The organism is Streptomyces gilvosporeus (genome assembly GCF_002082195.1).
Lineage (GTDB): Bacteria > Actinomycetota > Actinomycetes > Streptomycetales > Streptomycetaceae > Streptomyces > Streptomyces gilvosporeus.
This window is the reverse complement of the sequence record NZ_CP020569.1, coordinates 4,213,739-4,228,025: the sequence shown is the minus strand read 5'-3', so window position 1 is coordinate 4,228,025 and position 14,287 is coordinate 4,213,739. Positions and strand designations below refer to the sequence as shown.

At 65.8% G+C, this 14,287-nt stretch carries 8 protein-coding genes; all 8 read left to right on the top strand.

The annotated features are described in order from the left end of the window. Positions 1 to 566 precede the first annotated feature (566 nt). Complete coding sequence (gene rpoB / locus B1H19_RS18620; RefSeq protein ID WP_083105790.1) at positions 567 to 4,049, top strand: DNA-directed RNA polymerase subunit beta; 3,483 nt, start codon at positions 567 to 569, stop codon at positions 4,047 to 4,049. Positions 4,050 to 4,148: 99 nt separating this feature from the next. Beyond that, positions 4,149 to 8,048, top strand: coding sequence for a DNA-directed RNA polymerase subunit beta' (locus tag B1H19_RS18615; RefSeq protein WP_083105789.1), 3,900 nt, complete (start codon positions 4,149 to 4,151; stop codon positions 8,046 to 8,048). A 266-nt stretch (positions 8,049 to 8,314) separates the two neighbouring features. After that, positions 8,315 to 8,818: a DUF1707 and DUF4190 domain-containing protein gene (locus B1H19_RS18610; protein ID WP_083105788.1), complete on the top strand. Its 504-nt coding sequence runs from the start codon at positions 8,315 to 8,317 to the stop codon at positions 8,816 to 8,818. 377 nt (positions 8,819 to 9,195) lie between these two features. Beyond that, positions 9,196 to 9,567: a 30S ribosomal protein S12 gene (rpsL, locus tag B1H19_RS18605; protein ID WP_030062899.1), complete on the top strand. Its 372-nt coding sequence runs from the start codon at positions 9,196 to 9,198 to the stop codon at positions 9,565 to 9,567. Positions 9,568 to 9,569: 2 nt separating this feature from the next. Beyond that, entirely contained in the window at positions 9,570 to 10,040 is a 471-nt protein-coding gene (rpsG, locus tag B1H19_RS18600; RefSeq protein WP_004571813.1) for a 30S ribosomal protein S7, read from the top strand. A gap of 39 nt (positions 10,041 to 10,079) precedes the next feature. Next, positions 10,080 to 12,200 (top strand): elongation factor G, encoded by a 2,121-nt coding sequence (gene fusA / locus B1H19_RS18595; RefSeq protein ID WP_083105787.1) that lies wholly within the window; start codon positions 10,080 to 10,082, stop codon positions 12,198 to 12,200. Between the two features lie 158 nt (positions 12,201 to 12,358). Further along, positions 12,359 to 13,552 carry an elongation factor Tu gene (gene tuf / locus B1H19_RS18590; protein ID WP_046927441.1) on the top strand — a complete coding sequence of 398 codons (1,194 nt, stop codon included), beginning with the start codon at positions 12,359 to 12,361 and terminating at the stop codon, positions 13,550 to 13,552. Between the two features lie 422 nt (positions 13,553 to 13,974). Then, the gene (gene rpsJ / locus B1H19_RS18585) at positions 13,975 to 14,283 is read left to right on the top strand and encodes a 30S ribosomal protein S10 (RefSeq protein WP_004571821.1); all 309 of its coding nucleotides are present in this window, start codon (positions 13,975 to 13,977) and stop codon (positions 14,281 to 14,283) included. The last annotated feature ends 4 nt before the right edge of the window (positions 14,284 to 14,287 follow it).

Genomic DNA, 14,287 nt, shown 5'->3' with positions numbered 1-14,287 from the left:
CGATCACCCATGCGGGTGGTCGCCCTTCGGCATGCTCGCCACGGCTGCGTTGCCTCGCGCCGGAGTGCGAGTATGGTGATCTTCGTTGCCCGGACGTGGCCCCATGTGACGATCTCCCCGAGGTGCGGGGCCTTGACGAACCGCACGCGGCGCGCAATTCTCGGGACGCGACGCTGAAGCGATCCAGGGATTCGAGGCATGGATCGCGGACGAAGAGGGAAGCATCGGTGTGCGCCACTGGCGCAGGGCTTTCGGCAGGCGCAGGGCATTGGGCGAAGAGAAGAACAACGAAGGGCCCCTCCGGCGAGGAGGACAGGCCCTCCCGGAGGGAGAAGATCGGTATCACGGCGTTGAACCGGTCTCCGGAAACTCGCTCTGGACATCAGTGTGCCAAGTGGCTACACTGACCCTTTGCGCTGCCTGTTAGCTGCTCCCTGCCCGTCACCAGGGGCATACCCGAGCCCGAGCATTGCTGAATGATACGCCCTGACCTGGGGTTTCTCTCACTTTGTTCGTTCGGGACCGGTACGCGCGTAGTGAGTCCGAGCCCTCGGAAGGACCCCCTCTTGGCCGCCTCGCGCAACGCCTCGACTGCCAATACGAACAACGGCGACAGCACTGCCCCGCTGCGCATCTCTTTTGCGAAGATCAAGGAGCCCCTCGGGGTTCCGAACCTCCTTGCGCTGCAGACCGAAAGCTTCGACTGGCTGCTCGGCAATGCCGCATGGAAGGGTCGCGTCGAGGCTGCGCTGGAGAGTGGGCAGGAAGTCCCCACCAAGTCCGGTCTCGAAGAGATCTTTGAGGAGATCTCGCCGATCGAGGACTTCTCCGGGTCGATGTCGCTGACGTTCCGCGATCACCGCTTCGAGCCCCCGAAGAACTCGATCGACGAGTGCAAGGAGCGCGACTTCACGTACGCCGCTCCGCTGTTCGTCACCGCCGAGTTCACCAACAACGAGACCGGCGAGATCAAGTCTCAGACGGTCTTCATGGGCGACTTCCCGCTCATGACGAACAAGGGCACCTTCTGCATCAACGGCACCGAGCGTGTCGTCGTCTCGCAGCTGGTTCGCTCGCCGGGTGTGTACTTCGACAGCTCCATCGACAAGACGTCCGACAAGGACATCTTCTCCGCCAAGATCATCCCGTCCCGGGGTGCCTGGCTGGAGATGGAGATCGACAAGCGCGACATGGTCGGTGTGCGCATCGACCGCAAGCGTAAGCAGTCCGTCACCGTCCTGCTCAAGGCGCTCGGGTGGACCACCGAGCAGATCCTCGAGGAGTTCGGCGACTACGAGTCCATGCGCGCCACCCTGGAGAAGGACCACACCCAGGGCCAGGACGACGCGCTGCTGGACATCTACCGCAAGCTGCGTCCGGGCGAGCCGCCGACGCGTGAGGCCGCGCAGACGCTGCTGGAGAACCTCTACTTCAACCCCAAGCGCTACGACCTCGCCAAGGTCGGCCGCTACAAGGTCAACAAGAAGCTCGGCGGCGACGAGCCGCTGGACGCCGGTGTGCTCACCACCGACGACATCATCGCCACGATCAAGTACCTGGTGAAGCTGCACGCCGGGGAGACCGAGACGATGGGGGAGTCGGGCCGGACGATCGTCGTCGAGACCGACGACATCGACCACTTCGGCAACCGCCGTCTGCGCAACGTCGGCGAGCTCATCCAGAACCAGGTCCGTACGGGTCTCGCCCGTATGGAGCGCGTCGTGCGCGAGCGCATGACCACCCAGGACGTCGAGGCGATCACGCCGCAGACCCTGATCAACATCCGGCCGGTCGTCGCCTCCATCAAGGAGTTCTTCGGCACCAGCCAGCTGTCGCAGTTCATGGACCAGACCAACCCGCTGTCGGGTCTGACCCACAAGCGCCGTCTGTCGGCGCTGGGCCCCGGTGGTCTCTCCCGTGAGCGGGCCGGCCTGGACGTCCGTGACGTGCACCCCTCGCACTACGGCCGCATGTGCCCGATCGAGACTCCTGAAGGCCCGAACATCGGTCTGATCGGTTCGCTCGCGTCCTACGGCCGCGTCAACGTCTTCGGCTTCATCGAGACCCCGTACCGCAAGGTCGTCGACGGCCAGGTCACCGAGGAGGTGGACTACCTCACCGCCGATGAGGAGGACCGCTTCCTGATCGCGCAGGCCAACGCGAAGCTCTCCGAGGACATGCGGTTCTCCGAGCAGCGTGTGCTGGTCCGCCGTCGTGGCGGCGAGGTCGACCTCGTCCCCGCCGACGAGGTGGACTTCATGGACGTCTCGCCGCGCCAGATGGTGTCGGCCGCGACCGCCATGATCCCGTTCCTCGAGCACGACGACGCCAACCGCGCGCTCATGGGATCGAACATGATGCGCCAGGCCGTTCCGCTGATCAAGGCGGAGTCGCCGCTGGTCGGCACCGGCATGGAGTACCGCTGCGCGGTCGACGCCGGCGACGTCATCAAGGCCGAGAAGGACGGTGTGGTCCAGGAGGTCTCCGCGGACTACATCACCGTCGCCAACGACGACGGCACGTACACCACGTACCGCGTCGCCAAGTTCACCCGCTCCAACCAGGGCACCTCCTTCAACCAGAAGGTCGTCGTGGACGAGGGCGCGCGGGTCATCGAGGGCCAGGTCCTCGCCGACGGTCCGTCCACCGAAGAGGGCGAGATGGCCCTCGGCAAGAACCTGCTCGTGGCGTTCATGCCGTGGGAGGGTCACAACTACGAGGACGCGATCATCCTGTCGCAGCGCCTCGTGCAGGACGACGTCCTCTCCTCGATCCACATCGAGGAGCACGAGGTCGACGCCCGTGACACCAAGCTCGGCCCCGAGGAGATCACCCGGGACATCCCGAACGTCTCCGAGGAGGTCCTCTCCGACCTCGACGAGCGCGGCATCATCCGTATCGGTGCCGAGGTCGTCGCCGGCGACATCCTCGTCGGCAAGGTCACGCCCAAGGGTGAGACCGAGCTGACCCCCGAGGAGCGCCTGCTCCGCGCGATCTTCGGTGAGAAGGCGCGCGAGGTGCGCGACACCTCGCTGAAGGTGCCGCACGGTGAGATCGGCAAGGTCATCGGCGTCCGCGTCTTCGACCGCGAAGAGGGCGACGAGCTGCCCCCGGGCGTGAACCAGCTGGTCCGCGTCTACGTTGCCCAGAAGCGCAAGATCACGGACGGCGACAAGCTCGCCGGCCGCCACGGCAACAAGGGTGTCATCTCGAAGATCCTGCCGGTCGAGGACATGCCGTTCCTGGAGGACGGCACCCCGGTCGACATCATCCTCAACCCGCTGGGTGTCCCGTCCCGAATGAACCCGGGACAGGTCCTGGAGATCCACCTCGGCTGGCTCGCCAGCCAGGGCTGGAAGGTCGAGGGCTCCGAGGACTGGCAGCAGCGGCTCCAGGCGATCGGCGCCGACAACGTCGCGCCGAACACCAACGTCGCCACCCCGGTCTTCGACGGTGCGCGCGAGGACGAGCTGGCGGGTCTCTTCGACTCGACGCTCCCCAACCGCGACGGCGAGCGGATGGTCAAGTCCTCCGGCAAGGCCCAGCTGTTCGACGGCCGCTCCGGCGAGCCGTTCCCGGACCCGATCTCGGTCGGGTACATGTACATCCTCAAGCTCCACCACCTGGTCGACGACAAGCTGCACGCCCGCTCGACCGGTCCGTACTCGATGATCACCCAGCAGCCGCTGGGTGGTAAGGCTCAGTTCGGTGGCCAGCGCTTCGGTGAGATGGAGGTGTGGGCGCTGGAGGCTTACGGCGCCGCATACGCCCTCCAGGAGCTGCTGACCATCAAGTCCGACGACGTCACCGGCCGCGTGAAGGTCTACGAGGCCATCGTCAAGGGCGAGAACATCCCCGAGCCCGGCATCCCCGAGTCCTTCAAGGTGCTCATCAAGGAGATGCAGTCCCTGTGCCTCAACGTGGAGGTGCTGTCCTCGGACGGCATGTCCATCGAGATGCGCGACACCGACGAGGACGTCTTCCGCGCTGCGGAGGAGCTCGGCATCGACCTGTCCCGGCGCGAGCCGAGCAGCGTCGAAGAGGTCTGACGGGAGTTCGGCCGGGGAGCCAGTGATGGTTCCCCGGCCGGCCCCAAGACCCCCGTTTCAGACCCCAAGACTTACAACCCTGAGAGGGATTGACGCATAGTGCTCGACGTCAACTTCTTCGATGAGCTCCGGATCGGTCTGGCCACCGCTGACGACATCCGTCAGTGGAGCCACGGCGAGGTCAAGAAGCCCGAGACCATCAACTACCGCACCCTCAAGCCCGAAAAGGACGGACTCTTCTGCGAGAAGATCTTCGGTCCGACCCGGGACTGGGAGTGCTACTGCGGTAAGTACAAGCGCGTCCGCTTCAAGGGCATTATCTGCGAGCGCTGCGGCGTCGAGGTCACTCGCGCCAAGGTGCGCCGTGAGCGGATGGGCCACATCGAGCTGGCCGCTCCCGTTACCCACATCTGGTACTTCAAGGGCGTGCCGAGCCGGCTGGGCTACCTGCTGGACCTCGCGCCCAAGGACCTCGAGAAGGTCATCTACTTCGCCGCGTACATGATCACGTACGTGGACGAGGAGCGCCGTACGCGCGATCTGCCCTCGCTGGAGGCCCACGTCTCCGTCGAGCGTCAGCAGATCGAGCAGCGCCGCGACTCCGACCTGGAGGCCCGCGCCAAGAAGCTCGAGACCGACCTGGCCGAGCTGGAGGCCGAGGGCGCCAAGGCCGATGTGCGCCGCAAGGTGCGCGAGGGCGCCGAGCGCGAGATGAAGCAGCTGCGCGACCGTGCGCAGCGCGAGATCGACCGTCTCGACGAGGTCTGGAACCGCTTCAAGAACCTCAAGGTCCAGGACCTGGAGGGCGACGAGCTGCTCTACCGCGAGCTGCGGGACCGCTTCGGCACGTACTTCGACGGTTCGATGGGTGCCGCTGCGCTCCAGAAGCGCCTGGAGACCTTCGACCTCGAGGAGGAGGCCGAGCGCCTCCGCGAGATCATCCGTACCGGCAAGGGCCAGAAGAAGACCCGTGCGCTCAAGCGCCTCAAGGTCGTCTCCGCCTTCCTGCAGACCCGCAACAGCCCCAAGGGCATGGTGCTGGACTGCATCCCGGTGATCCCGCCGGACCTGCGTCCGATGGTGCAGCTGGACGGTGGCCGCTTCGCGACCTCCGACCTGAACGACCTGTACCGCCGCGTCATCAACCGCAACAACCGCCTGAAGCGGCTTCTCGACCTCGGCGCGCCCGAGATCATCGTGAACAACGAGAAGCGCATGCTCCAGGAGGCCGTCGACGCGCTCTTCGACAACGGCCGTCGTGGCCGCCCGGTGACGGGCCCCGGCAACCGTCCGCTGAAGTCGCTGTCCGACATGCTCAAGGGCAAGCAGGGCCGCTTCCGTCAGAACCTGCTCGGTAAGCGAGTCGACTACTCGGCGCGTTCCGTCATCGTCGTCGGCCCGCAGCTGAAGCTGCACCAGTGTGGTCTGCCCAAGGCCATGGCGCTGGAGCTCTTCAAGCCGTTCGTGATGAAGCGCCTGGTGGACCTGAACCACGCGCAGAACATCAAGTCGGCCAAGCGGATGGTCGAGCGCGGCCGCACCGTCGTGTACGACGTCCTCGAAGAGGTCATCGCCGAGCACCCGGTGCTGCTGAACCGTGCGCCCACCCTGCACCGCCTCGGCATCCAGGCCTTCGAGCCGCAGCTGGTCGAGGGCAAGGCCATTCAGATCCACCCGCTCGTCTGCACCGCGTTCAACGCGGACTTCGACGGTGACCAGATGGCCGTCCACCTCCCGCTGTCCGCGGAGGCGCAGGCCGAGGCCCGCATCCTGATGCTGTCCTCGAACAACATCCTCAAGCCGGCCGACGGCCGTCCGGTCACCATGCCGACCCAGGACATGGTGCTCGGCCTCTTCTTCCTCACCACGGATGAAGAGGAGCGCAAGGTCATCGGTGAGGGCCGCGCGTTCGGCTCGGCCGCCGAGGCGATCATGGCGTTCGACGCCAAGGAGCTCTCGCTCCAGGCGAAGGTCGACATCCGCTTCCCGATCGGTACGGTTCCGCCCCGCGGCTGGACCCCGCCGGTTCCGGAGGAGGGCGAGCCCGAGTGGCAGCAGGGTGACAGCTTCCGGCTGCGTACGACCCTGGGCCGCGCGCTCTTCAACGAGCTGCTGCCCGAGGACTACCCGTTCGTCGACTACTCGGTGGGCAAGAAGCAGCTCTCCGCGATCGTCAACGACCTGGCCGAGCGCTACCCGAAGGTCATCGTGGCGGCGACGCTCGACAACCTGAAGGCGGCCGGTTTCCACTGGGCGACCCGTTCCGGCGTCACCGTCGCCGTTTCGGACATCGTCGTGCCGGAGGCCAAGAAGGCCATCGTCGCGGGCTACGAGGCCCAGGACGAGAAGGTCCAGAAGCAGTACGAGCGCGGTCTGATCACCAAGGACGAGCGCACTCAGGAACTGATCAACATCTGGACCAAGGCGACCAACGAGGTCGCCGAGGCGATGAACGAGAACTTCCCCAAGACGAACCCCATCTTCATGATGGTTGACTCGGGTGCCCGAGGAAACATGATGCAGATGCGGCAGATCGCCGGTATGCGTGGTCTGGTGTCGAACGCGAAGAACGAGACCATCCCGCGGCCCATTAAGGCGTCGTTCCGTGAGGGTCTCTCCGTGCTGGAGTACTTCATCTCCACGCACGGTGCCCGTAAGGGTCTGGCGGACACCGCCCTTCGTACCGCCGACTCCGGTTACCTGACCCGTCGTCTGGTCGACGTCTCCCAGGACGTCATCATCCGCGAGGAGGACTGCGGCACCGAGCGCGGTCTCAAGCTGCGGATCGCCTCGAAGGACGCCTCCGGCGTGCTGCGCAAGGCGGACGACGTCGAGTCCAGCGTGTACGCGCGGATGCTCGCCGAGGACGTCGTGGTGGACGGCAAGGTCGTCGCCCCGGCCAACGTCGACCTCGGTGACGTGCTCATCGACGCGCTGGTCGCCAACGGCGTCGAGGAGGTCAAGACCCGTTCGGTCCTGACCTGCGAGTCGGCGGTCGGCACCTGTGCCTACTGCTACGGCCGTTCGCTGGCCACCGGCAAGCTGGTCGACATCGGTGAGGCGGTCGGCATCATCGCCGCCCAGTCCATCGGTGAGCCCGGCACCCAGCTGACGATGCGTACCTTCCACACCGGTGGTGTGGCCGGTGACGACATCACCCTGGGTCTGCCGCGTGTCGTCGAGCTCTTCGAGGCCCGTACGCCCAAGGGCGTCGCCCCGATCTCGGAGGCGGCCGGCCGCGTCCGGATCGAGGAGACCGAGAAGACCAAGAAGGTCATCGTCACTCCGGACGACGGCAGCGACGAGACGGCTTACGGCGTCTCGAAGCGTGCCCGTCTGCTGGTGGGCGAGGGCGACCACGTCGTGGTCGGTCAGCCGCTGACCGTGGGTGCGATCAACCCGCACGACGTGCTGCGGATCCTCGGCCAGCGTGCCGTCCAGGTCCACCTGGTCGGCGAGGTCCAGAAGGTCTACAACAGCCAGGGCGTGGCGATCCACGACAAGCACATCGAGATCATCATCCGGCAGATGCTGCGCCGCGTGACGATCATCGAGTCCGGCGATGCGGAGCTGCTGCCGGGCGAGCTCGTGGAGCGCACGAAGTTCGAGGGCGAGAACCGTCGCGTCGTGGCGGAAGGCGGCCACCCGGCCTCCGGCCGTCCGCAGCTGATGGGTATCACCAAGGCTTCGCTGGCGACGGAATCCTGGCTGTCGGCCGCCTCCTTCCAGGAGACGACCCGAGTCCTGACGGACGCGGCGATCAACGCCAAGTCCGACTCGCTCATCGGCCTCAAGGAGAACGTCATCATCGGTAAGCTCATCCCGGCCGGTACGGGCCTGTCCCGCTACCGCAACATCCGGGTCGAGCCCACCGAGGAAGCCAAGGCCGCGATGTACTCGGCCGTCGGTTACGACGACATCGACTACTCGCCCTTCGGCACCGGCTCCGGCCAGGCGGTCCCGCTGGAGGACTACGACTACGGTCCGTACAACCAGTAAGCCCGGTCCGTACGGCCCGTCCGTACGGCAAGCGACAGGGCGGTCACCCCACCGGGGTGGCCGCCCTGCGGCGTTGGGGCGTTCGGGTGCCGCATCCGGCCGGGCGTTCGGACGGAGCGTTCGGCCGGGCGAGGGAACTTGTCCTCCCATCTCTGCGTCTGTGATGAGAAGATGGGGGAACTGTCGAGCGGGGGGAGGTTCGCGAAGTGGCATTCCAGCCGTGGCAGGGTGGGCAGCCCGTCCAGCCGGCGAATCAGTTGCCGGCGATGCGTGCCTCGCACGCGGATCGCGAGCGTGCGGTCGATGTGCTCAAGGCCGGGTTCGCCGAAGGACGGCTCCAGCAGGCCGAGTACGAGCAGCGGATAGGCCGGGCGTATCAGGCGCAGACGCATGCCGAGCTTCAGATGCTGGTGGCGGATCTGCCGCAGGGCCCGGTGCCGCAGGCGCAGTTCCAGCCGCCGACGGTGGTGCCGCCCACGTTCATGCCGATGCCCGTGCAGATGCCGCTGCCGATGCAGATGCCCATGCCGATGCACACCAACAACTCGGCGACCGGCGCGCTGGTCTGCGGGATCCTCTCGCCGATGACCTGGGGGCTGACGTCGATCCCGGCGGTCATTCTCGGCCACAAGGCGCGCGCCGAGATCCGTCGTACGGGCGAGCGCGGCGACGGTCAGGCGATCGCGGGCATCGTGATCGGCTGGCTGGGCATCGGCGGCTGGGCGCTGTTCCTGCTTCTGATGGTGCTGGTAGGGGTCGCGGGGCACTGACCGTCGTGACGGTCGCGGGCCGGCGGCGGTGTCCGCGGACGGCCTTCCGCCTTCTTCCCCAATACGTGCGATGCCACTACGGTGGCCGCATCGCCGTGACGAGTCCGGCGTGTCCTTCGCGTATGCATTTGTTTTGACCGTAGCCCATGCGGTAGGTACGCTCTGACCTTGTGCCTGGGGTGTCCCTGGCCTGCCGTGCGCGCATCCTCCTCAGGTTTCATCCTGGGAGTGCCGAGAGCGCGGAAGCCGGGTCTCGACACCGCAATCTGTCGCCTCTCTCGCTTGCGAGGGACCGGTCTACAGCATTCGACACACCCGACCGCGTGGGTCGGTGACGTTCCAGGTTAGTTGTACCGAGACAAGAAACCGGAGAAACGGTGCCTACGATCCAGCAGCTGGTCCGAAAGGGCCGCCAGGACAAGGTCGAGAAGAACAAGACACCCGCACTGGCGGGCTCGCCGCAGCGTCGTGGTACGTGCACGCGTGTGTTCACGACCACCCCGAAGAAGCCGAACTCGGCCCTCCGCAAGGTTGCGCGAGTCAAGCTGAGCAGTGGGATCGAGGTCACTGCCTACGTCCCGGGTGAGGGGCACAACCTGCAGGAGCACTCCATCGTGCTCGTGCGTGGTGGCCGTGTGAAGGACCTGCCGGGTGTTCGCTACAAGATCATCCGCGGTTCGCTCGACACCCAGGGTGTCAAGAACCGCAAGCAGGCCCGCAGCCGCTACGGCGCCAAGAAGGAGAAGTAAGAATGCCTCGTAAGGGCCCCGCCCCGAAGCGCCCGGTCATCATCGACCCGGTCTACGGTTCTCCTCTGGTGACCTCCCTCATCAACAAGGTGCTGCTGAACGGCAAGCGCTCCACCGCCGAGCGCATCGTCTACGGCGCCATGGAGGGTCTGCGCGAGAAGACCGGTAACGACCCGGTCATCACGCTCAAGCGCGCGCTCGAGAACATCAAGCCGACCCTTGAGGTCAAGTCCCGCCGTGTCGGTGGCGCCACCTACCAGGTTCCGGTCGAGGTCAAGCCCGGCCGCGCCGCCACCCTGTCGCTCCGCTGGCTCGTGGGCTACTCCCGCGCCCGCCGCGAGAAGACCATGACCGAGCGCCTCATGAACGAACTGCTCGACGCCTCCAACGGCCTCGGCGCTTCGGTCAAGAAGCGCGAGGACACGCACAAGATGGCCGAGTCCAACAAGGCCTTCGCGCACTACCGCTGGTAGTCGCAACCCACATCGAGACCGAGAGAAGATTGAGCCGATATGGCCACCACTTCGCTTGACCTGGCCAAGGTCCGCAACATCGGGATCATGGCCCACATCGACGCGGGCAAGACGACCACCACTGAGCGGATCCTGTTCTACACCGGTGTCTCTTACAAGATCGGTGAGGTCCACGACGGCGCTGCCACGATGGACTGGATGGAGCAGGAGCAGGAGCGCGGCATCACGATCACGTCTGCCGCGACGACCTGCCACTGGCCGCTGGAAAACGTCGACCACACCATCAACATCATCGACACCCCGGGGCACGTCGACTTCACCGTCGAGGTGGAGCGCTCCCTGCGCGTGCTCGACGGTGCGGTGACGGTGTTCGACGGCGTTGCCGGTGTCGAGCCCCAGTCGGAGACCGTCTGGCGTCAGGCGGACCGCTACGGCGTTCCGCGGATCTGCTTTGTCAACAAGCTCGACCGGACCGGCGCGGAGTTCCACCGCTGCGTCGACATGATCGTGGACCGCCTCGGCGCGGTGCCGCTGGTCATGCAGCTGCCGATCGGCACCGAGATGGACTTCAAGGGCGTCGTCGACCTCGTGAAGATGAAGGCCCTGGTGTGGTCCGCCGAGGCCGCCAAGGGTGAGATGTACGACGTCGTCGACATCCCCGACACGCACACCGAGGCCGCCGACGAGTGGCGCGGCAAGCTGCTCGAGGCCGTCGCGGAGAACGACGAAGCCATGATGGAGCTCTACCTCGAGGGCCAGGAGCCCACCGAGGAGCAGCTCTACGCGGCGATCCGTCGTATCACCATCGCCTCCGGCAAGGCCGACACCACGACCGTCACCCCGGTCTTCTGCGGTACCGCGTTCAAGAACAAGGGCGTCCAGCCCCTGCTCGACGCGGTCGTGCGCTACCTGCCCTCCCCGCTGGACGTCGAGGCCATCGAGGGCCACGCCGTCAACGACGCGGAGCAGGTCGTCACGCGCAAGCCGTCCGAGGAAGAGCCGCTGTCGGCGCTGGCGTTCAAGATTGCGAGCGACCCCCACCTGGGCAAGCTCACCTTCATCCGGGTGTACTCGGGCCGCCTCGAGGCCGGCTCGCAGGTGCAGAACTCGGTGAAGGGCAAGAAGGAGCGCATCGGCAAGATCTACCGGATGCACGCGAACAAGCGTGAGGAGATCGAGTCGGTGGGTGCCGGTGACATCGTCGCCGTCATGGGTCTGAAGCAGACCACCACCGGTGAGACCCTCTGCGACGCGGGCAACCCGGTGATCCTGGAGTCCATGGACTTCCCGGCCCCGGTCATCCAGGTCGCCATCGAGCCCAAGTCGAAGGGCGACCAGGAGAAGCTGGCGGTCGCGATCCAGCGGCTCGCCGAAGAGGACCCCTCGTTCCAGGTGCACACCGACGAGGAGACCGGCCAGACCATCATCGCGGGTATGGGCGAGCTGCACCTCGACGTGCTGGTCGACCGTATGCGCCGTGAGTTCCGGGTCGAGGCCAACGTCGGCAAGCCGCAGGTCGCCTACCGCGAGACCCTGCGCAAGGCCGTCGAGCGTCTGGACTACACGCACAAGAAGCAGACCGGTGGTTCCGGTCAGTTCGCGAAGGTGCAGATCGCGCTCGAGCCGCTCGAGGGCGACGGGTACGAGTTCGAGAACAAGGTCACCGGTGGTCGTATCCCGCGGGAGTACATCCCGTCCGTGGACGCGGGCTGCCAGGAGGCCATGGAGTTCGGTGTTCTCGCCGGCTACCCGCTGACCGGCGTGAAGGTCACCCTTCTCGACGGTGCGTTCCACGAGGTCGACTCGTCGGAAATGGCGTTCAAGATCGCCGGTTCGATGGCCTTCAAGGAGGCCGCCCGCAAGGCCAGCCCGGCCCTGCTCGAGCCGATGATGAAGGTCGAGGTCACCACGCCCGAGGACTACATGGGCGATGTGATCGGCGACATCAACTCCCGCCGTGGGCAGATCCAGTCCATGGAGGACCGCGCCGGCGCCAAGCTCGTTACGGGCCTGGTTCCGCTCTCGGAGATGTTCGGCTACGTCGGAGACCTCCGCAGCAAGACGTCGGGTCGCGCAAGCTACTCGATGCAGTTCGACTCCTACGCCGAGGTTCCCCGGAACGTCGCCGAGGAGATCATCGCGAAGGCCAAGGGCGAGTAGTCCCGTCTCCCGAGAGTCGGAACACGCTTTAGGCTTGACACCGTCTGACGGGGTGATCCCCGCAATCCGTGAGGATTGCCCCGTCAGCCGGCACCCCAGCAAAGATCACCTGGCGCCGATGAGTAAGGCGTACAGAACCACTCCACAGGAGGACCCCAGTGGCGAAGGCGAAGTTCGAGCGGACTAAGCCGCACGTCAACATCGGCACCATCGGTCACATTGACCACGGTAAGACGACCCTCACGGCCGCCATTACCAAGGTGCTGCACGACGCGTACCCGGACCTGAACGAGGCCTCGGCCTTCGACCAGATCGACAAGGCTCCTGAGGAGCGCCAGCGCGGTATCACCATCTCCATCGCGCACGTCGAGTACCAGACCGAGTCGCGTCACTACGCCCACGTCGACTGCCCCGGTCACGCGGACTACATCAAGAACATGATCACCGGTGCGGCGCAGATGGACGGCGCCATCCTGGTGGTCGCCGCCACCGACGGCCCGATGCCGCAGACCAAGGAGCACGTGCTCCTGGCCCGCCAGGTCGGCGTTCCGTACATCGTTGTCGCCCTGAACAAGGCCGACATGGTGGACGACGAGGAGATCCTGGAGCTCGTCGAGCTCGAGGTCCGTGAGCTCCTCTCCGAGTACGAGTTCCCGGGCGACGACGTTCCGGTCGTCAAGGTCTCCGCTCTGAAGGCCCTCGAGGGCGACAAGGAGTGGGGCAACTCCGTCCTCGAGCTGATGAAGGCCGTCGACGAGTCGATCCCGCAGCCCGAGCGTGACGTCGACAAGCCGTTCCTGATGCCGATCGAGGACGTCTTCACGATCACCGGCCGTGGCACCGTTGTCACCGGTCGTATCGAGCGTGGTGTCCTCAAGGTCAACGAGACCGTCGACATCATCGGCATCAAGACCGAGAAGACCACCACCACGGTCACCGGTATCGAGATGTTCCGGAAGCTGCTCGACGAGGGCCAGGCCGGTGAGAACGTCGGTCTGCTGCTCCGCGGCATCAAGCGCGAGGACGTCGAGCGCGGCCAGGTCATCATCAAGCCGGGCTCGGTCACCCCGCACACCGAGTTCGAGGCGCAGGCCTACATCCTCTCCAAGGACGAGGGTGGCCGCCACACGCCGTTCTTCAACAACTACCGTCCGCAGTTCTACTTCCGTACGACTGACGTGACCGGTGTGGTGACCCTCCCCGAGGGCACCGAGATGGTCATGCCGGGCGACAACACCGAGATGTCCGTCCAGCTGATCCAGCCGGTCGCCATGGAGGAGGGCCTGAAGTTCGCCATCCGTGAGGGTGGCCGGACCGTCGGCGCCGGCCAGGTCACCAAGATCAACAAGTAAGTTCTGTTGATCGGGGAGACCCGGTAGTAGCTCAACAAGGAGCCCCGTCCACCATCAGGTGGGCGGGGCTCCTTGACAGTTCGGCCTCGATTGGCCTTACGCATCCCGGGTATGGCACACTGTCCAGGTTGCTCGGTTGAGTGCCGATGCTGCGCGCCTCCCGCCGGGAGGACCGGAAGCGAGTCCCAGGTATTCGTCGTCCCTTCTCAGGGGCGGAAGTACGGGAATCTTCCGGGAAGCGTCAGCGGGGTGCCTCGGCCAGGCGCCCGGTGGGTGTTCTTCCCCCACTTTCTCCTTCTTGAAGGATCTCTTTTACGGAGATTTACGAGAAGGGGCGCGACACGCCCGACCGCGTGGGTCGGAGAAGGACGCGAACCTCCCGGGTCCCAGAGCGTTACGAGAGACAGGACTACGAAGTAGCCATGGCGGGACAGAAGATCCGCATCCGGCTCAAGGCCTACGACCACGAGGTCATCGACACCTCGGCGAAGAAGATCGTCGAGACGGTGACCCGCACTGGTGCGTCGGTCGCGGGCCCGGTGCCGCTGCCCACTGAGAAGAACGTGTACTGCGTCATCAAGTCGCCGCACAAGTACAAGGACTCGCGCGAGCACTTCGAGATGCGCACGCACAAGCGCCTGATCGACATCCTCGACCCGACGCCGAAGACCGTTGACTCCCTGATGCGACTCGACCTCCCGGCCGGTGTCGACATCGAGATCAAGCTCTGAGGGT